The sequence below is a fragment of the Planctomycetota bacterium genome (assembly GCA_016125255.1).
Classification (GTDB): Bacteria; Planctomycetota; Phycisphaerae; order Phycisphaerales; family Zrk34; genus RI-421.
In genome coordinates, this window is sequence record WGMD01000014.1 from 102290 (window position 1) to 122067 (window position 19778).

A 19778-nucleotide genomic window follows, 5' to 3' on the forward strand; every position below is an offset into this window, starting at 1 on the left:
GCTCCGTCAATGAAACTGAGTTCCGCATCGACGCGCGGGGCGCGAGACGATGCCGCTTGGAAAAACGCGAATGGAATCAGCTCATGACGGGCGGGGCACGTGACTGGACGGATGAACGGCTCTCCGTGGTCACGCAAGGCGAAACGGGGGCAGCGACAATCTGCGGCGGCACGAAGGCGACGACCGCCGCGATCGGCGCAACGATCGTCATGTGCGTCTGATGCGAAAGCTGACAGATGACGCAGGTCGCCGGGTCATGCGCCGGCTCGCCGGTCGGCGCGAGGCGCTCGCCTGTCGCGCCGGCGACGGAGGCGCCGGGCGTGTGATCGACGAGCATATGCACCGGCAGCGCCACCGACTGCCAGAGCATCGCGAGCATGCACAACGTGCTGAGCAGGACGAATCGGGATGAACGGTGGGTATGCATCATCTATGACCGCTTCGATGCTAGGGCTCACGAGCCGTTCAGACAAGCGGCCGGTTGGCGGCGTCGAGGAACTTGAGCTGCTCATACAGCATCGCCATGCGGGGCAGATGCACGCCCTTCGAGGCGGCGGCGCGGAGGGGGGCGCCGTAGATGGCTTCGACTTCCATGGGGCGTTTTTCGTCGTAATCAAGTTTCATGCTCGGGCGGTACGGGACCATCTTGTCGGTGTCGTCGAGCATTTTTTGGACATGGGCTTCATCGATCGTGCGATCGAACGCCGCGGCGCCCTGCTGGACTTCGCGCATGAGGGCTTCGCATGTCTTGCGCGTGTGGGGATCGTGCATGAGGCGGTCGGTGGTGGTGTTGAGCGCGACGGTCAGGCCGTTGTAGGGCACGTTCCAGACGAGCTTTTTCCATCGGGCGAGGATCAGGTCGTCTTCGAGGACGACGGGCAGGCCGGCTCGGACGAGGTCGTCGCCGAAGGCGCGGGCGCGGGGGGTGACGCCCTTGACCCGGCCGGCGGGGTCGTAGTCGCCGATGCGGATCTGTCCGTAGTTCAGGTGTTGAATGTGCCCGGGGCCGACTTTGTTGGAGCAGAGGAAGGCGAGTCCGCCCATGACGCGATCGGGTCCGACGATGGCCGCGGCCTCGTCCTCGACGCCCAGGCCGTTCTGCATCATGACGACCACGCCATCGTCCGCCAGGACATGCGGGAGGATTTTTTTCAGGAGATGGTTGGCGGTGCTCTTCAAGCACACCATGACGACATCGCAGCGGGGCATGTCTTCGGGTTGAGCGGAAACACTGGGTTTTTGCACGGAAAAATCGCCCTCCGGCGACTCGACCCGCAGGCCATGCGCCTTCACATGCGCAAAATCCGAGTGCAGCAGAAAGTGCACGGGCACATCGGCGCATGCCAATCGAGCCCCGTAGTAGCCGCCGAGCGCTCCGGTTCCTATGATCGCGTACGTGCGTTCAGACATATTCACAGATTATCAGACATCTGTGATTTAATGCATCCCCGGCTTCTGGCCGATACGTCCAGAGAGGGACTGATGACTCGACGAATCGCTCGCGAATTCGCCGCCCCGCCCCCGCCCGTTTGAACCGCAACGACGCAAGTGATTGTCGGAGATCGTGAACGTTGATCGCCAAACAAGCTTTCATGCTGATGGGCGCGTTGTGTCTTTGCATGGCCGCAATCTGCGCCGGCGAAGACCGCGTGGAGCTGCAAAGCGGCGATGTGCTCATCGGTCAGGTGGTCGAACGCAATGCGACGGCGGTGATCATGCAGCACCCCGTCCTCGGGCTCATCACCGTGCCGATGGAGCGCGTCGACAAGATCGAAGTCGGCGCCCCGGAGGACGCGAAGGCGGACAAACCGGCGGCGACGAAACCGGTCGAGGCGAAACCCGCCGCGGAGGTTCCGGCGGAAGTGCAGGCGGCGGTCAAGGAGGAGCCGCCCACGCAGATGACCGAGCCCGTCGCGCCGCCGAAGCCGAAGATCCCATGGAAATTCCGCCTCACAGTCGGCTTCTCCGCGCGCGAGAGCAATGTCGATACGCGCGATGTGAACACGAGCTTCGAAGCCAGGTACGCCGACGAGGATGACCGCTGGAACATCAGCGCTTCGTACTTCCTCTCGACGCGCAAGAACGATGTGTCGCGGCAGGATGTGCACTTCGTATTGCAGAAGGACTGGCTCGTGCCAGAGTCGCCGTGGTTCTGGTTCTTCGAGGGGCATTACGATCACGATGATTTCAAGTCGTGGGAGCATCGCGGCTCGGCGCACGGGGGCGTGGGCTACGATCTGTCGGCGCTGCTGGGCGTCGATGTGCGGCTTCGGCTCGGGTTCGGCGTGACACGCGAGTTCGGCGGGGTCGATCCGAATACGCGGCCCGAATCGCTCGTCGGCTCCGAAGTCAACTGGAAGATCAATCCGCAGAACACGCTCGCCTTCAGCACGCAGTTCTATCCGAGCATCGACGCGTCCGGCGAAATCCGCATCACGACCAGCGCCGACTGGACCATGAAGTTCACGCCCGAACTGGGCTTCCGCCTCGGGCTTCGCAACGAATACGACTCGTCCGAGCCGCCGGGCTTCGAGAAGAACGACCTGCGCGTGTTCGGGTCGGTCGTGTTCGATTTCTAACCGAAGCCGGTTGGTCAAGCGGGATTCAGCCGTTATCATGGGCCTTCCCCCTGTTTGGAGGCACATGATGCGTCAATCGATTTTCACAGCGGTTCTGTGCGTTTTCACATTGGCCGCCGTCGCCATGGCGGAGGATCAGCTCACGCTCACCAGCGGCGAAATCATCCGCGGCACGATCGTCAATAAAGCCGACGGCGTCGTCACGCTCAAGCACCCGATCATGGGTCAGGTCACGATTCCGATGGAGAAGATCAAGGCGATGGCCGTCGTCGAGCCCGCCGCGCCCGTGCCCGCCGCCGAGCCGGCCAAGCCCGCGGAACCCGCCGCGCCCGTGCCCCCGCCCCCGCCGGCCCCCAAACCGACCGATTGGAAGTTCCACATCGAAGCCGGGTTCAGCGGCTCCGAAGGCAATACGCAGGATGCCAACGTCTACCTCCGCGCCGCCGGCAAACGCGAGATTGAAAAGGTCGAACGCACCAACATCTTCGCCCGCTACTTCCTGTCCTCCAAGAACGGCGACCGCAATGAGAACAAGGCCACCGCCGGCGTCACGCAGGACTGGTTCATCGACCAGAGCCCGTGGTTCGTCTTCGCCGACGGCACGGCTGACTACGACGAATTTCAGAGCTGGGAGTACCGCGTCAGCGGTCACGGCGGCGCCGGCTACCAGTTCATCAAGAACGAAAAGTTCGACCTGTCCGGCCGGGTCGGTATGGGTGCCATCAAGGAATTCAACAGCCCCGATGAAAGCGTCCGCCCCGAAGCGCTGGCGGGCATCGACTTCCTCTGGAACCTCACCAAGGCGCAGTCGATCACGTTCAGCAACTACGTCTACCCCGACCTGGGCGAAGTCGGCGAGTTCCGCAACGTCACCGAGGCGGCCTGGCAGATCAAGATCGACCAGAACGACGGCCTGAGTCTCAAGCTCGGCCTGCTCAACGAATACGAATCCAACGCCCCCGCCGGCACGAAGAAGAACGACCTGAAATACTTCGGCGCCCTGGTATATGACTTTTGAAGAAGGGGTCAGCGGTCAGGTGTCAGCGATCAGCTTTAAGCTGCTGACGACTGATGGCTGAAAGCTGAAAGCTCATATGCGATATGCGACCTTGACGCTCGCGATGTTCATGCTCGCCGGCTGCGCTTCGGCGCAGGCGGAGGATGCGAAGTGGACCCCCCTCTTCAACGGGCGCGATTTGACCGGCTGGACCGTCAAGTCCGTACCCAAAGACAAAGACAAGGGCTTCTGGAAAGTCCAAGACGGCTTGATCGTCTGCGACTCGATCGGGCACAAGGACCACGACTACTTCTGGCTCGTCAGCGACGGCGAGTACGACAACTTCGAGCTGCGGCTCAAAGTGCGAAGCTTCCGCGACTCGCCCGGCAACAGCGGCGTGCAGGTCCGCAGCCGATACGATGACGAGGCCGGCTGGCTCGACGGCCCGCAGGTCGATATCCATCCGCCGGGCCCCTGGCGATGCGGGTTCATCTACGACGAAACCCGCGGCGTCAACGTCTGGCTCTGGCCCAACGTCGGCAAACCCGCCAACGCCAAACCCGAGCACGCACCGCCCGGCTGGCACTGGCGGCACGCCGACGAAGGCGACGGTTGGAACAGCGTCGTCATCCGATGCGACCGCTACCGTATCACGACGCAGGTCAACGGCGTCAACGTCGCCGACCTCGACGGCAAGGGCATCCTCGACGACGAAAAACACGCCGCCCGTCACGTGGGCATGACCGGCCGCATCGCCCTGCAGCTACACCGCGGCGATGAACTGCACATCGCTTTCAAAGACATCGAGATTCGCAAGCTGCCGTGAGAACGGGTGGATGGGTTGACCCGTCCGCCCCTCCCCCGATTTTCCGGTTGACACCCGCGGTAAATTCCGGTCTGCTATCGACGGTTTCATTTCACCGCCAAGGGTATTTGACATGAATGACATGCCGCATCATGAGGATCATCCGCATGTGGTTTCGCGCCATGCGCGGTACGGTTTGATTCTGTTCGGGGTGTACGTGCTCCTGTACGGGGGGTTCATGTTCATGGCGGTGTTCGAGCCGCACGAAATGGGCGCGACGTTCATGGGCGGCGTGCCGCTGGCGATTCTCTACGGATTCGCGCTGATCGGCGGGGCGGTGATTTTGGCGCTGCTGTACACCTATCTCTGCCGCCGGCGTTCCCATTCCTGATTCACACACTACTCGAGGCAAACGAGAACCACGCGCATGCTGTACGATTCCTCTCTCGCGGCGGTGAGCATCTTCGGCTTCTTCGTCGCACTCGTTCTTTGTCTTTCGTTCTATCTCGGCCGCAAGGGCCAATCCGCCAAGGGCTATTACGCCGCGCACGGTCAGATCCATTGGGCCGTCAACGGCATCGCCTTCGCCGGCGACTACCTTTCCGCCGCGTCGTTCCTGGGCATCTGCGGGCTGATCGCCTTCTATGGTTTTGACGGGTTCCTCTATTCGATCGGGTATCTGGCCGGGTGGATCGTGGCGCTCTTCGTCATCGCCGAGCCGATCAAGCGATTGGGCAAGTTCACCTTCGCCGATGCGATGGACGCCAAGTTCGATTCGCGCGGCATCAAGCTGACGGTCGCCATCTCGACGCTCGTCGTGTCCGTCTTCTATCTCATTCCGCAGATGGTCGGCGCCGGGGCGCTGATCACGCCATTGCTCGGTCTGCCCCACTACGCCGGGGTCGTCATCGTCGGCGTCGTCGTGACGCTCATCGTCGTCACCGCCGGCATGGTTTCGACCACCTGGGTCCAGTTCATCAAGGGCTCGCTGCTGGTCTTCTTCTGCACGATCCTCACGTTCATGATCCTCAATCGCGGGCTGAGCACCGACCCGGATCACAAGACGCACGCCAATTTCCGCACCTTCACCGAAGAACAGTTCACCGCGGCGAACATGACGATCGTCCCGGCGGAAGGCGCGTGGAAGGATCAGCCGTTCGTGCGGACGAAGGAAGCGGACGGGCACATCATCGCCTGGCTCCACACGGATCACGGCTACAGCGAAGCGCAGATGCTCACCACGACCGCCGCGGGCGACAAGCTCGTCAACGGGCTTCCCCAGACGAAGGAAAACGACCTCAAGCCCGTCGGCTCCGTCGAGTCCTTGCCCGGCGGCAAGACGGAAACGGGCGCGCTGGGGCCGATGGAATTCTTCAGTGTGTTCAACGAATCGAAAGTCGTGCCGTGGACAAAGAAGGCGATCGCCGAAACGGATGGGGCATCGACGACGGTGTACTATCCCAAGCCGACGGACGGGGCGAAGCTGCTGGTGCCGGGACAGTATTTCAAGGGCGTGACCAGCGACAAATTCATCGAGAAGCTGGACTTCATCTCGCTGATGCTCGCGCTTTTCTGCGGCACCGCATCGCTGCCGCATATCTTGATCCGTTACTACACCGTGAAGGACCAGGCGTCCGCCCGCAAGAGCACGGTCGTCGGCATCGCCGCGATCGGGTTCTTTTACGTGCTGACGATGTACCTGGGCTTAGGCGCGATGACGAGCGGGACGATGGACGTCACCGACTCGAACATGGCGGCCCCCCTGCTCGCCAAATCGTTCAACGAAGTGCTGTTCGCCATCATCTCCGCGATTGCGTTCACGACCGTGCTCGGCACCGTCAGCGGGCTGATCATGGCCGGCTCCGGCGCGGTCGCGCACGACATCTGCGAGAACGTGCTGGGCATCGAGATGGATGACAGGAAGAAAGTGTTCTACGGCAAGATCGCGGCGGTCTTTCTCGGCATCGGCGCGATGGTGCTCGGCGTCCTGTTCAAGAAATTCAACGTCAGCTTCCTCGTCGGATGGGCGTTCAACGTCGCGGCCTCGGCGAATCTCCCGGCACTGGTGATGCTGCTCTTCTGGCGGCGCACGACCAAACAGGGCATCACCGCCGCCGTCGCCATCGGCATGATCAGTTCGCTGGCGTGGATCCTCATGTCCGGCGCAACTTACTCCGGGCTTTACGGATGGGACCCCAAGGACGCGATCGTCCCCTTCTCGCAGCCCGGCCTCGTGACCATCCCGCTGGGCTTCATCGTCCTCATCGTCGTCTCGCTCATGACCCCCAAACCCGCGCACGCCATCGCCGACGATCTGGCCGACGACCCCGAAGCCAATGCGTGATCGTCATTCTCCCTCTCCCTCCGGGAGAGGGCCGGGGTGAGGGTGGCCACGCAGTGGGGCGCGCTTCGTAACGAGCGCTGACGGTGATTGGACGCCCCCTCACCCGGCCTGCGGCCGACCTCTCCCGGAGGGAGAGGTGAAATGCCGCATCACTTTCGCTTGATCCGCAGCACGCGGTTGTTGTAACTATCACAAACATACAGGTCCCCATTGGGGGCGACGGCCACGCCGTGCGGGCGGTTGAGTTCGAGTTCCAGCGGATTCGTCGAGAAGTGATCGCCTTTTTTGCCGGTGCCGGCGACGCGCGTGATGAGGCCGGTCGTGGGGTCGTAGCGGCGGATCAGGTGGTTTTCCGCGTCGGCGATGATGACGGAATTGTCACGGTCGATGCAGATGTGTTTGGGGCCGTTCATCGTGGCGTCGATCGCCGGGCCGCCGTCGCCGGACGCGCCCTTTTTGCCGGCGGCGTTCACAACGGTGCGGATGTGACCGGCCGGATCGACGACGCGCAACGCGTTGGCGTTGCGCTCAAGGATGTAGACGTTGCCTTTGCCATCGACCGCCGCCGCGCGGGGATCGACGAGCGGCGCGTCCTTCGCCATCGCGCCGTCGTCGGGCGCGCCCTTCTGGCCATTGCCCGCCAGCGTGGCGACTTCGCCGGTGGTCATGTTCAGCACGCGGATGCGCCGATGTTGCAGATCCGCCATGTACAGATGCTCGCCGCTCGTGTCGAAGTCGAGGCAGAAGACCTGGCCTTCCTTGAGCACGGTCGAGATCAGGCCGGTCTTCGCATCGAGTTTGCGAATCGCGGTGTTCCAGGTGTCGGCGATATACACGTCGCCATTGCGCGGATCGACCGCGAGGTTGTGTACGCCATTGAAGACGGCCTCGCTGATCGGCGCGTTGTCGCCGGCGTTGCCTTTCGTGTTGAGCTTGCCGCCGAGCGTCGTGACCGTGTTGCTTGCGAGGTCGATCCGATGAATGCGCCCGCCCTCGAACTCGGCGACGAAGGCGACGGGTCCGCGGAAGTCGATCGAGAAGGGCGAAACGAAGGCGAAGTCCCCGCCGACGCGTTCGACGGTCTGGGCATGGGCAAGCGAAGCGAGAAAGAGCATCACGGCGGCGGCGGCGGATCGGAACATGAGCAAGCTCCCTGGCGGTGTGCGTTCATGTTAACGCCGGGAGGTCAGCCGTGCCGATCCGCTCTCTTTCCCGGAGAGGGAGTGCGTGAGCCGCACTTTCGCCGTGTCCGGCTTCTCGATGTAGACCACCAGCGCCCGCCGCGGGGCGTTCCAGTCCATGACCTTTTCGAATCGGGCGTTCAAGGTCGGGTCCGCCGCGGCGTAATGGGCCCACGAGGGCGCGTCGGTGATGAACACCAGCCGCTTGCCCGGCTCGCGCGCCAGCTCGTCCTCATTCATCATCGAATACGTCGGCACCGGCGCATCGACATAGAAACACACCGTCGTATCGACAATCCCCATCAGCGCGATGCGCGGGTCTTCGGGCTTGCACGCCGCCGCGATCGAATCGAGCAGCGGGCGGTAACTCGTCGAGGCGGCGATCATCGGTTCGATGTACAGATTCGTACGCAGCCAGATATGATTCAGCGATATCGCGATGAGCCCGACCGCGATGAACTTCCCGCCGGCGCGCCGCCAGAAGACGATTGTCGCGATCCCCAGCACCGCGACAAGGCCGAGCGGCCAGATGGCGCCATGAAGCGCCGCCTGCACATCGGGCGTGAGTTTGACGCGCTGCATCAGGCCGGGCACGCGCACGAAGATCATCACGCCGATCCATGCGAGGATCAGAACGACCGCGAGCGTGTTCATGCCGTCGGGCGTCAGGGGGTTCGCGTCACGATTTGCGGCGCGCTCAAATTCGGAGCCACCCTCACCCCGGCCCTCTCCCGGGGGGAGAGGGGGCAGGAGGTTTCGCAGATTGCACGCCGCGAGCACGGCCAGCGGCGCGGCCAGCGGGAGGACGTACGTGAGCATCTTGCCCGCCATGACGCTCAGGATGATCAATGGGACCAACGCCGCGACAGCCAGATACGCGCGGACATCGCGCTTCGCCAGCTCCGCCTTCACATGCGCGAGTTTGAAGTGCACGCCCGGCACGCTGAGCATCGCGGTGGCGGGGAACATGCCGATGAGGATGGCGGGCAGGTAGAAGTAGAAGGGTTCGGGGTCGTGGTCGGAGCCGGACGTGATGCGGTCGACGGTCTGATGCTGCCAGACCTGAAGCGCCTGCGGATGCTTGAGCGCGACGATGACGGCCCAAGCGAGGATCGGCGTCGCCGTGAGGATCAGGCCCCGCAAAAGCATCAGGTCGCGCCATCGGGCGCGGTCGGTGAGCATGACCCAGGCGAACGTCGCCGCCAGCGGCAACAAGGCGATCGGCCCCTTGGCGAACACGCCCAGCGCGAGGGCGAGCCAGAATATCCATCGCCATTTTTTGTTCACCAGTGCGCCGTCGTGCGCTTCATGCAGCATCAGATACCCGGCGAAGGTCGCGGCGACCCAGAAGAAATTGAGGACGGGGTCGATGTTGGCGAGGCGGCCGACCTGCATGACGATCGGCATGGCGCCGAGGAAGATTGCGGCGATGAGGCCGGTGAGCGTGTCGCGCTGTCGGCGGGCGAAGAAAAAAGTCAGCAGCATGACGCCGACGGTCGCCAGCGCGCCGGGAAGGCGGACGGCGAACTCGTTGTTGCCGAAGGCGTCGAGGGCGGCGGCCTGGAGCCAGTAGATGAGCGGGGGCTTTTGCAGGCGCGGGCCGTCGTCGGTCTGCGGGACGATCCAGTCGCCGGTTTCGAGCATGAGCTGACTGGCCCGGGCGTAGCGGCCCTCATCGGGGGAAAAGAGCGGATGCAGCGCGATGCTGATGAGCAGATTCGCGGCGGTCAGCGCGGCCAGCAGTGCGAGAAGATTGATCAACCCGTGCGGCGGGGTTTCGTTGGCGAGAGTTGGGGCGGGTGCGTCATTCATGATCACGACGACTCGGGATCACTAGACGGGTTTGTTGGAGGTCAGCCCGTGCCAGGTGTGTCGCCGCACCGCTTCGACGACACGCTCCGCCGCCTCGACGGCGGCGAAACCCGCGGCGGCGTCCACCTCCGGCTCAGCGCGACCGGCCACGGCGTCCAGAAAATTGCTCAATTCCGCCGTCAATGGCTCCTCATCGTTGATCTGAAGTTCCTTCACATCGACGATGTCCATGTAGTTGACCGAGCTGAGGTCCGCGCCGTCGGCGAGCTGCTGGCGGATTTCAAGAAGCTGATCGACGTTGCCGGTGCGCTGGATGGCGATGCCGGTCTTGGCGGCGTAGTTGAGACTGACGTAGCCCGACTCGCTGAAGACGCGCAGGCGCCGCTCGGTTTTGAGGGCGAGTCGCGAGGCGGTCAGCTTGGCCACGCAGCCGTTCTCGAACTCGATGCGTGCGTCGGCCACGTCCTCGTGTTCGCCCAGTACGGCGACGCCCACCGCGCGGATTTCCCTGATCGGGCTTTTGACGAGCATGAGCACGATGTCCAGATCGTGGATCATGATGTCGAACACGACGCCGACGTCGATCGAGCGGAACGTCATCGGGCTCACGCGATCGACTTCAATGAAGCGCGGCACGACCTCGACATTGCGAATCGCGCGCAGCGCGGGATTGAACCGCTCGGTATGCCCGACCTGCACGAGCGTCTTGTTCGCATGAGCCACATCGACAATGCGCTTCGCCACCGCGACGGAACCGGCCAGCGGCTTTTCGATGAGGCAGGCGATCTTCCGCTCAAGCAGCGGCACCGCGACCGGCTCGTGATACACCGTCGGCACCGCGACGCTGACCGCCCTCACCTGCGGATACTTTTCGAGAAGCTCGTCCACGCTCGCCAGCGCATCGCAGTTGTACTGATCGGCGAGCGTCCCGGCACGATCCTCGTCCGCATCGACGACCGCCAGCAATTTCGCCTGCGGCAACTGGTGATACACGCGCGCATGGTGCCGACCCATGCGGCCGACGCCAATCACGGCGACTGGGATTTGACCTTCATCAGACATTGGGCGTCATCATAGCTTGTATTGACCGATGACCCAACGATGGGCGTGCGGGAATGACCAATGACCAAATCCCAATGACCAAGGGAATGTTCAAAGGCCCAATGTCAAAATGAAAGGCCGCAGGCCGTTCCTCCATTGGTCATTGGTCATTTCATTTCTGCTATCCTACCGATCATGACACGAGACCAAATCGCCAGACGGATCGCCGAGGTGGCGCTGCTCAAGGGGACGTTCACGCTGCGGAGCGGGCGGACGAGTCATTACTATCTGGACAAGTATCTGTTCAGCACGGAGCCGGACATTCTGCGCGAGCTGGGCGGGATGTTCGCCGCGCACGTCGATGCGGGGATCAACAAGCTGGCGGGGGCGGAATTGGGGGGCATCCCGCTGGTGACCGCGGCGGCGCTGGCGAGCGGGCTGCCTTGCGTGTTCATCCGCAACCAGAAAAAGGAATACGGCACCGCCAAGCAGCTTGAAGGCAAACTCGGCGCGGGTGACAAGGTCATGCTCGTCGAAGACGTCTGCACGACCGGCGGACAGATTCTCGAAGCGGCGAAGGTCATCGAATCGACCGGCGCGAAAGTCGCCAAGATCGTCGGCACCATCGACCGCGAGGAAGGCGCCCGCGCCAACATCGAGGCGGCGGGCTACGCGTTCGAGGCGCTGTTCACCAAGACGGATCTGGGGGTGTGATGGAGGCGAAGCGCGGGGCGTTGCCCCGCCGCTAAACGCGCGAACCGAGCGTCGCCTTTCACTCCGCATTCCCCACTCCCCACTCCGCACTCGTCTCATGTCCGACCCCATTCTCCATCCCGAGCAGGTTGAAGCCGCCGCGAAGCCGCCGCGGAAGATGTGGCGCGTGCTGGCGTATGTCATCGGGCTGGGGCTGCTGGCGGCGAGCGTGACCTTTGCGATCAACAAGGCGGACTGGTCGCATGTCTGGCAGGCCCGACCGCGGGATGTGGCGATGCTGTGCCTGTTCGTACTCGCCAACATCGGCACGAACTGCCTGCTGTTCTGGCTCATCACCAAGCCCTTTGAAGTGCCCGGCCGACCGGTCAAGCTGCGCGAATGGCTCGCCATGATCGCCGGGACGTCGCTGCTCAATTACGCCGGGGCGAAGGCCGGATTGCTCGGCCGCATCGCCTACCTCAAGAAGTATCACGGCATCGGCTACCGCGCCAATGTGTTCACGCTCGTCACGCTCGCGGCGGGGACGTCGGCGATCTACGTGCTGCTCGGGTTGCTGACGTTCTGGCGCGACGGGTTCGATGTGGTGTGGGGGATCGGGCTGGCGGTCGGGCTGGCGATGCTGTCGGGCGTGGGATGGATTTTCGTGCGGCCGGGCGTGGCCAAGTTCGGCGCGGGGGCGACGCCGCGGCGGGATCTGATCGTGTGGATTTACATATGGGGCGTCGTGCGCGTGCTCGATGCGCTGGCGATCGCGGGCCGGTTCATGGTGGCGTCGCAGATCATGGACAAGCCGATGGACATCGAGGTGGCGCTGCTGGCGGCGGTGGTGTGCAACTTCGCGGTGATGGCCGCCCCGGTGCCCGGCGGGCTGGGGCTGCGCGAATGGCTGGGCGGATGGGTCGCCAAGTCGGGCTTTCGCGGTGCAGGGAAATTGCCCTTGGCGACGGGCGTGGGCATTCTCGTCGTCGACCGCGCCGCCGAGATCGCCGTGTTCATCGTCACCGGCGTCATCGGGCTCGTCTACCTGCATCACCGGGCCAATGTGCTCGATGCACGCGGCGACGCGGATGAAAACGCGGCAAACTGATCAGGTCGTCCCCAGCACATCGGTCTTCTTCTTGAGCACGCGGGCGATGATCCATGCGATGATCACCCCCGCCCATACCCCCAGCAGAATCCGAATCAGCGGCTTGCTCTCGGGATACCCATAGTTCGCCACGCTCTCCCACGCCAGCATCGCCAGAATCCCGCTCACGCCGGTGAAGATCGTGCCGTACTCCTTGCGGACAAGCCGGCCCCAGTCGTAGTGCATGCCCTCGAGCGTCTTGCCCATCCCTCCGAACTTGATCCACCAGCGCGGCACACGCCGGCAATAATCGACGTACTCCTCGCCGAATTTTCCGCGCAGGTACTGTTCCTCGTTGGCGACGATCGAGATGTACACCAGCAGCACATACGCCGTCGCGATCGCGCAGAACAGCGGCGCGCCATGCACGAGGATCAGGCCCAAGAGCATCAGCAGATTGCCCACGTAGAGCGGATTGCGGCAGTGGGCGAAGAGGCCCCCCTGCTGGAGCGTGTCGGCGTAGACCTCCTTGTCCTTCCCGCCGCGCTTGATGTAGGCGAAGCCGATCACGACCGCGCGGAGAATCTGACCCGACAAAGCGATCGCGATGCCGACGCTGTTGAGCACGAGATTCAAATGCTCATGCCCCTCGTACACATCGGGCTTGATGAAATACGCCAGCGCGATCAGCACGGCCGGCACGACGAAGTCGCGGTATTTGAAGAAGAATCGACCGAGTGCGATCACAGGGGAATCCTTGAAGAAGCTGTCAGGGATCAGGTATCAGCGGTCAGCAAGGACAGATGTTCAGATGACCGCTGACACCTTTTTTACGCTTTCATCGCGATGATGCCGCAGAAGTTGTACCACTTGAAAAAGACGTCGATGTGCTCGAAGCCCACGCGGCGGAGCAGTTCCTTGTTCTCCTCGAGCCGATAGGGAATGAGCACATTCTCCAGCGCCTCGCGCTTCTGCGCGATCTCCATCTCGCTGTACCCGTTGCGGCGCTTCATCTCGTAGTAGTGCTTGATGAAGAGCCGATTGTACGTCGAGTGCTCGCCGAGCACTTTTTCGACGAGGAGGATGCACCCATTGGGCGCCATGCCGTCGAAGATGCTCTTGAGCAGGTGGTCGCGGTGCATGGGGCGGACGAACTGAAGCGTGAGCGTCAGCAGGACGACGGAGGCGTTATCGATGGCGATCCCGTGGTTCAAGTCGCCGTGGCGCAGCTCGTAGGGGTGGCGGAATTTGATCTCTTCGAGTTTCTGGCGCGCCTTTTCGAGCATCTCCTTCGACGAGTCGATGCCGATGAATTTCGTGGAGAAGTCGGCGGGGAGATAGCGGTCGATGGCGATGAAGCTGTTGACGGTGGAGCAGCCCAGGTCGTAGATCGGGCCGTCGGCGGTGGCGAAGTCGGAGGCGAGTTCGGCGATCTGCCGCTGAATCTCGCCGTAGTACGGCACGGAGCGGTCGAGCATGTCATCGAAGACGTCGGCGACCTGCTGGTTGAAGGAAAAGTCGTCGACGCGCGACTTGGGCTCGGCGAAGACCTTGTCGGCTCCGGTGGCGGGCGGTTGCTTGATGTTCATGGCGTCCATCCTGCGATGCGGCGGAAAGCCGCGTGCTGGGGTCCAGTGTATCCGTTTTGCCCATCGAGCAAAATGCCGCGCGGCCGTCAGGTCTCGACCGTATCCATGCGGTAGAACGCCATCGGCAGATACATCGCCACGGGCATCCACGCGATCGCCGCCGGCGGCAGCGCCCCGGGGGCGATCTGGAGCATGATGAACCCGCTGGCCCAGGCCCCGATGCACACCACCGCCGCCTTGATCGACTGCCGCAAGAGATTCGCCGGCGCCCGCACCAGAAAGAACGGCACGCCCATCATCAGAATCAGCATGTTGATGACCGGCAGACTGAAGCGGCTGTGGCGAATGCGCTCCAGGTCCGCCACGTCGACCGCCCCCGATGAATGAATCAGCTCGGTGAGCTGCCGCAAACTAAGCAGCTTGCGAAACTCGGCGCGCTTGTTGAGCATGATGCTGATCGGGTCCAGGTCCGAGGCGATGAAGTTGACTTCGACGGGCTTGCGCTCGGCGAAGGGCGAGCGGTTGTCCGTGCCCAGATCGTTCATCAGACCGTATCCGTTTTCGAGTTGCCATCCCTTGTTCTTGTCGTCCCAGATGGCTTGGGCGGCGCTGATGCGCTCGGTCGCCCGGCCGAAGCGCGCGTCGTCGATTTTCTGGCGACGGAGGATGCTCACCTGATGCAGCGTGTTGTGCTCCAGGTCGAATTTCGCGGCGGTGAAGAGCGAGCCGTTGCCGTCGGGCATGAGCCGGATGGGCGTCTGGCGAATCTGGCCGAGCTTGATCTCGGCGCGCGTGCGGCCGAGCTTCTGCGCCATGGCGGGCAGGACCAGTTCCTGATCGGCGACCATGAGCACATTCGCCGCGAAGCCCACGACGAGAATCGGCAGGGCCACGCGGTGCAGACTGATCCCGCCGGCCATCATGGCGACGAGTTCGCGATTGCGAATGAGCGCGGCGAGGGTGAACCCCGCGGCGCCGACGGGCGGGAGGCCCACCAGGTAGACGAACAACAGAAAGAGGATCGGCCCGTAGAAATCGACCATGGCGTTCATGACGCCCCATGCATGCGCCCACCAACCGCCCTCGATGCGTTGGGCCGCCTGCACGAATTCGTCGAAGTTCGTGATCAGGTCCAGCAGGATGATCAGGCCGATCATCACGGCGAAGAGGATGACCAGATTCATCAGAAACAGGCGGAGGATGTAGCGGTCGAGCGTTCTCATGTATGACCCATGCTCAGTTTCGACACAGCCGCAGGTAAACGAAGACGACCAGCGCGGCCAAGGCGAGGTTGCCGCTCCAGACCGTGAACATGCCGACGATCGGCGCCATCTTCTCCCATCCGATGAGGTTCTGCCCCGTCGAGATGAGCAGGAACGCCACGACCGTCGGCATGAAGCACCAGAAGAAGATCGCCAGCGGCGTCTGCTGCCGCAGAAGCATGCTCATCACCGCGCCCAGCAGGAGCACGAGCAGACTGTTGACGGCGATGGCGGCGCGTTCGTGCAGTCGGCTGGTGATGTCGCGCAGCAGACTGTTGAGCTGGCGCGTGAGGATCATGCTCGACCGCTTGATGTCCGGCTGTTCGTGCGGCCTGGCCTTGCCCAGAAGCCCGTCGATCGACAGGGCGCGCAGCGGTTCGATGATCGGATTGTCCGTGCGCAACAGCGGCAGCGTCACTTCGCGCAGCAAGCTCGGTGCGGGCAGCGCCTGATCGATCACCTTGACGCGCTCGAGCACGAGGTTCATCCGCGGCTCGCCGCTCACATCGTTGGGCACGACTTCGAGCGTCGCCGCCTCCGCTTCGAGCCGCTGCGTCGTCACGTCGCCGGCCCGCGCGCGGACCACCACCTTGTCGTTCCCGCTGGCTTCGAGTCGCATCTTCCGCCCTGCCGGATCGCGCGGCGGGCCGGTGATGACGTAACGCTGACCCTGCGGGCTGGTCAGCTCCAGCTCGTGCTTGCCATCGACGAGCGCATCGTGCGCCTGCCGGAGAATCGCCTGATGACCGAGCGATTCGATGAGCCCCAGCTTCGCATCGCGCACGCCCCGGCTGCGCTCCGGCTCCTGCACCAGACGCTTCAGGCGCGGCAGCGAAAGAAACTTGGGCTTCTGCTCGAAGGGGCTTTCAATTTCCTGCGGCTCGATCGGCTGCCGCGCGACGGAAATGAGCGTCCCCGATTCGGGGTCGTTGATCGTTACATTCGTCAGCAGCATCGTCGCGTAGATGCGGTCCTGCGATTCATCACGATACAGATCGACGACCGCACGCTCGGCGGTGTAGTCGGAGCGCAACGCGGAATGCTCATCGAGCCGGGCCACCGCCACGCCGTCGAGCACGAGCGTGTTGTACGGCTGAGGCCCGTCCTTGGGGCGATCGGCGATCGTGACATTGTCCTGCGCGTGATCGGCGTAGAGCACCAGCTTGCCGAGCTCGACGACTTCGCGGCGCTGAATCTGCCGGACGACGAGCTTGGCCACATCCTGCTCGATCTCCGCCGCGACAAGCCGCCAGAACCGCGGCACCACCCAGTTGCTCATCCAGAAAAGTCCGAGCGTCAGCACCAGGCCCAGCAGGACGACGGGGGTGAGCAGTTCGCGGTAGCTGACGCCGCTGGCGGCGCAGGCGTTGATCTCGTTGTCCTGCGCGAGGCGGAAGAAGACGAGCGTGCTGGCGAAGGCCGCGGCGAAGGGGAGGGCGAACGTGAGCATGCCCGGCATGGTGTAACAGATGACTTTGACGAGCTGCCAGGGATCGAGCAGACCTTCACTGATGGGCTTGACGGCGAAGCCGAAGCTCATGACGACGACCAGCACGCCCGCCGCCGCGACAAGCAGCTTCAGCAGATCGCGCAGGATGTACCAGTAGAGCGTCAGGGGCATAGGGCGTCATGGTATGTCGGCGCGGGGATCGGACCAAGAGGCAATGACCAATGACCAAGCACCAATGACCAAGGGAATGCTCAAATGCCCAATGTCAAAATGAAAGGCCGCAGGCCGTTCCTTCCTTGGTCATTGGGATTTGGTCATTGGTCATTTCGCCCTCACGCGCTGGTCTGCTCGTTCCATTCCTCCGTGCAGTGGAGGATCATCGGCGGGTCCATCGGCGTGCCGAGTTCGGGGTAGATGAGCGGGACGGCGGCGAGGCGGTCGATGATGTCGATGCCTTCGATGACTTTGCCAAAGGCGGTGTACTGGCCGTCGAGGTGCTGGCAGTTGTCGCGGGAGAGGCAGATGAAAAACTGCGAGCCGGCCGAGTCGGGATTGTTCGTGCGGGCCATCGAGACGGTGCCCTTCTCATGGGGCAGGTCGTTGAACTCGGCGTTGACGGTGTAGCCGGGTCCGCCGGTGCCGTCGCCGTGCGGGCAGCCGGCCTGAACGATGAAGTCGGGAATGACGCGGTGGAAGGTCAGGCCGTCGTAGAACCCGTTATGCACAAGCTGCTGAAAGTTTTCAGCGGTGCGCGGAGCGATGTCGGGGCGAAGCTCGATGATGAAGGCGCCTTCGGTGGTGTCGACGCGGATGCGATGGCGCGGCGGACAGGTCGATTCGTCGCTCATGGCAGGACTCCTTGGGGCATGGGGGACGATACGCGCGACCGGGGCGGCGAGCAACCGGGCGATGTTGCGTCCATGCAACACGGAGGCCGCCGAAGTGTCGTTCTGTGACAACAGTGAGGCGTGCATGCAACATGCCGACTTTGACAAAAGGCCCGATTTTACAGGCATAAACCGCATCTTCGTTAAAGTCGGCGCTCTGGCATCGCATTTGCCTTCCATCTTTGCGTCGTCCGGCTCCGCGATCGGCGGGTGTGACGCACACGCCTTCGATCGGCGGGACCACGAAAAGTTCGGCTGTACCAAGATCGCCGCGCCCAGATCGCCGCGCGACGCTGGAAAGGATGGACGCCATGAAAACCGCTCGCACCATGATCACGACCGCCGGCCTGGCCCTGACCCTCTCCGCCGGCGCCTTCGCGCAGAACGCCCCTTACACCCAGTCGCACAACCTTCAGCTCACCGCCAATCAGGCCCAGCTCATCACCGCCGCCCGGCTTCATCCGGAAGTCGAAGTCTCGCGCGAGCTGCACGAACAGCCGGTCTGGCCGTGGATGGCCAAGGTCGTCATCGGCGGGGCGACCGTCCAGACGCAGAACACCAACACCTTCTTCGGTGGCACGCAGCGACAGTTCACCACCGGCGGCACGATCCTGCACACATGGATCGACCCGCTTCAGAAAATCGACGGCAACAACGGCCTGGACTCCGACCATTCGCTCGTCCGCGCCCAGCGCCTGCACTTGCAGCTCATGGGCGTGACCACGACTGACCTGGCCGTCATCAAGAACAGCTCCGTCGCTTCGCAGCCCCGCGGCGCGATCGCCAATCATGCCCAGCTCATCATTCCCCCGCAGCACGAGAGCAACGAAACCGGCGAGGCGCAGGTCTACAACCTCAACTTCGCCCAGCCCACGTCCGGCCCGAGCCGCATGTATGTCCCCAAGCAGGACAAGGCCGCCAAACCCCAGCAGAACATCCCGTCGGTCCCCCGGCAGACCGACGCGCCCGAAAAGTCGGTCGCCAGCGCGGAATGAGCGATCGCGAAAATCCACCCTGCCCCCTGATCGAGCGAGGTCCGGTGCGTATGCCCGGCCTCGCTTTTTTTGTGCGGTTGCAATAAATATGTAGCCACGCATCTTAACGAGCCGCGCGCGTCAGCAAGCGGTCGAGCCCGCATCCAATCGCGTTCCTTGACCGCTCCCTCACGGTCGCGGCTCGTTGGGAACGCTATTTGATTTGTGAAACCGCTCTAGTGCGGAACGGGGAGTGCGGCGTGGGGAGTAAAAGGCAGCGCGATAGGTCGCCGCGCTTCCAGATTTCAGCGATCGGAGGGAATGGTCACCGGCTTGTACGCGTGATCGCGTTTGCGGATCACCGTGACCTTGACCATCTTGTCGGGTTCGCCGCCCTCTCCCGGGGAGATGCGGTTGAGTTTGCTGAGCACGTCCATGCCTTCGATGACCCGGCCGAAGACGGTGTGTTTGCCGTTGAGGTGGCCGGTGGGGACGAAGGTCAGGAAGAACTGCGACCCGCCGGTGTCGCGGCCGGCGTGCGCCATGCTCAGCGACCCGCGGAAGTGCATGCGTGCGTTGGGCGCGTAGCATTCGCACTTGATGGCGTAGCCGGGCCCGCCGGCGCCGGTGCCGGTCGGGTCGCCGCCCTGGGCCATGAACCCGGCGAGCACGCGGTGGAACGGCACGCCGTCGTAGAACCCCTTTTCGACGAGACTGATGAAGTTGGCGACCGAGTTGGGCGCTTCGTTCTCGAACAGCTCCAGCACGATGTCGCCCTTGCTCGTGGTCATCTTCACGCGGGGTAAATCATCCGCCTTCGCCTCCGCTTCGCGCAGGGCCTTTTCCCGCGCCCACAGTTCCCTGTACTTGGGTATCTGCGGGGCGAACTCGGCGACGCCTTCGCCGGCCGCGCCCGCCTTCTGAGCCAGATCGAAATACTTCTGGGCGGCGTCAAAGTCATTGGTGCAGAACGCCGCCACGCCCGCCGGCTCGTACACCGCCGGGTCGGCATAGTTGTTGTCGATCATCAACTTCGTCACCGAAGCCGCCTCTTCGTAAGCGTCATGCCCGATCAGG

19 protein-coding genes are annotated in these 19778 nt (G+C 63.4%); 8 read left to right on the top strand and 11 right to left on the bottom strand.

All coding sequences use genetic code 11. The features are described 5' to 3' along the window. Window positions 1-76: 76 nt before the first annotated feature. Both GC162_12465 and GC162_12470 read right to left on the bottom strand, forming a co-directional pair. Complete coding sequence (locus GC162_12465; GenBank protein MBI1369453.1) at window positions 77-430, bottom strand: hypothetical protein; 354 nt, start codon at window positions 428-430, stop codon at window positions 77-79. Between the two features lie 35 nt (window positions 431-465). Further along, a complete protein-coding gene (locus GC162_12470) occupies window positions 466-1410 on the bottom strand; it encodes a putative 2-dehydropantoate 2-reductase (protein MBI1369454.1) in 945 nt (314 codons plus the stop codon). A gap of 161 nt (window positions 1411-1571) precedes the next feature. Between GC162_12470 and GC162_12475 the strand changes: the two genes are divergently transcribed. The 5 genes from GC162_12475 (at window position 1572) to GC162_12495 (ending at window position 6725) form a co-directional block, all read left to right on the top strand. Beyond that, complete coding sequence (locus tag GC162_12475) at window positions 1572-2579, top strand: DUF481 domain-containing protein (GenBank protein MBI1369455.1); 1008 nt, start codon at window positions 1572-1574, stop codon at window positions 2577-2579. Between the two features lie 67 nt (window positions 2580-2646). After that, the gene (locus tag GC162_12480) at window positions 2647-3597 is read left to right on the top strand and encodes a DUF481 domain-containing protein (GenBank protein MBI1369456.1); all 951 of its coding nucleotides are present in this window, start codon (window positions 2647-2649) and stop codon (window positions 3595-3597) included. 76 nt (window positions 3598-3673) lie between these two features. Beyond that, window positions 3674-4402 (top strand): DUF1080 domain-containing protein, encoded by a 729-nt coding sequence (locus GC162_12485; GenBank protein MBI1369457.1) that lies wholly within the window; start codon window positions 3674-3676, stop codon window positions 4400-4402. Between the two features lie 112 nt (window positions 4403-4514). Further along, entirely contained in the window at window positions 4515-4772 is a 258-nt protein-coding gene (locus GC162_12490; protein MBI1369458.1) for a DUF485 domain-containing protein, read from the top strand. A 36-nt stretch (window positions 4773-4808) separates the two neighbouring features. Further along, window positions 4809-6725 (top strand): cation acetate symporter, encoded by a 1917-nt coding sequence (locus tag GC162_12495; protein ID MBI1369459.1) that lies wholly within the window; start codon window positions 4809-4811, stop codon window positions 6723-6725. Between the two features lie 149 nt (window positions 6726-6874). Here GC162_12495 and GC162_12500 read toward each other — a convergent pair whose 3' ends face one another. Genes GC162_12500 through GC162_12510 form a run of 3 tightly spaced genes read right to left on the bottom strand, consistent with a single transcriptional unit; the run spans window position 6875 to window position 10780 of the window. Beyond that, window positions 6875-7867 carry a hypothetical protein gene (locus tag GC162_12500; GenBank protein ID MBI1369460.1) on the bottom strand — a complete coding sequence of 331 codons (993 nt, stop codon included), beginning with the start codon at window positions 7865-7867 and terminating at the stop codon, window positions 6875-6877. 30 nt (window positions 7868-7897) lie between these two features. Next, window positions 7898-9718: a phospholipid carrier-dependent glycosyltransferase gene (locus GC162_12505; GenBank protein ID MBI1369461.1), complete on the bottom strand. Its 1821-nt coding sequence runs from the start codon at window positions 9716-9718 to the stop codon at window positions 7898-7900. 21 nt (window positions 9719-9739) lie between these two features. After that, window positions 9740-10780, bottom strand: coding sequence for a gfo/Idh/MocA family oxidoreductase (locus GC162_12510; GenBank protein ID MBI1369462.1), 1041 nt, complete (start codon window positions 10778-10780; stop codon window positions 9740-9742). Between the two features lie 174 nt (window positions 10781-10954). On the opposite strand from GC162_12510, the gene pyrE reads away from it, so the two are divergent. Both pyrE and GC162_12520 read left to right on the top strand, forming a co-directional pair. Beyond that, window positions 10955-11473 carry an orotate phosphoribosyltransferase gene (pyrE, locus tag GC162_12515; protein ID MBI1369463.1) on the top strand — a complete coding sequence of 173 codons (519 nt, stop codon included), beginning with the start codon at window positions 10955-10957 and terminating at the stop codon, window positions 11471-11473. Window positions 11474-11570: 97 nt separating this feature from the next. Continuing rightward, on the top strand, window positions 11571-12560 hold the full coding sequence (locus GC162_12520; protein MBI1369464.1) for a hypothetical protein: 990 nt from the start codon (window positions 11571-11573) through the stop codon (window positions 12558-12560). Here the strand turns inward: GC162_12520 and GC162_12525 are convergent, their stop codons facing one another. The 5 genes from GC162_12525 to GC162_12545 all read right to left on the bottom strand — a co-directional run bounded on the left by GC162_12525 (window position 12561) and on the right by GC162_12545 (window position 17688). Next, window positions 12561-13319, bottom strand: a complete 759-nt coding sequence (locus GC162_12525) for an S-isoprenylcysteine methyltransferase (protein MBI1369465.1) — start codon at window positions 13317-13319, stop codon at window positions 12561-12563. Window positions 13320-13369: 50 nt separating this feature from the next. After that, entirely contained in the window at window positions 13370-14137 is a 768-nt protein-coding gene (gene cmoA / locus GC162_12530) for a carboxy-S-adenosyl-L-methionine synthase CmoA (GenBank protein MBI1369466.1), read from the bottom strand. Window positions 14138-14214: 77 nt separating this feature from the next. Continuing rightward, window positions 14215-15351: an LptF/LptG family permease gene (locus GC162_12535; GenBank protein MBI1369467.1), complete on the bottom strand. Its 1137-nt coding sequence runs from the start codon at window positions 15349-15351 to the stop codon at window positions 14215-14217. Window positions 15352-15364: 13 nt separating this feature from the next. Next, a complete protein-coding gene (locus tag GC162_12540; GenBank protein ID MBI1369468.1) occupies window positions 15365-17011 on the bottom strand; it encodes an LptF/LptG family permease in 1647 nt (548 codons plus the stop codon). Window positions 17012-17172: 161 nt separating this feature from the next. Beyond that, window positions 17173-17688: a peptidylprolyl isomerase gene (locus GC162_12545; GenBank protein MBI1369469.1), complete on the bottom strand. Its 516-nt coding sequence runs from the start codon at window positions 17686-17688 to the stop codon at window positions 17173-17175. Window positions 17689-18038: 350 nt separating this feature from the next. Between GC162_12545 and GC162_12550 the strand changes: the two genes are divergently transcribed. Then, complete coding sequence (locus GC162_12550) at window positions 18039-18722, top strand: hypothetical protein (GenBank protein MBI1369470.1); 684 nt, start codon at window positions 18039-18041, stop codon at window positions 18720-18722. A 284-nt stretch (window positions 18723-19006) separates the two neighbouring features. Here GC162_12550 and GC162_12555 read toward each other — a convergent pair whose 3' ends face one another. Further along, window positions 19007-19492, bottom strand: a complete 486-nt coding sequence (locus GC162_12555) for a peptidylprolyl isomerase (protein MBI1369471.1) — start codon at window positions 19490-19492, stop codon at window positions 19007-19009. Window positions 19493-19778 lie beyond the last annotated feature (286 nt).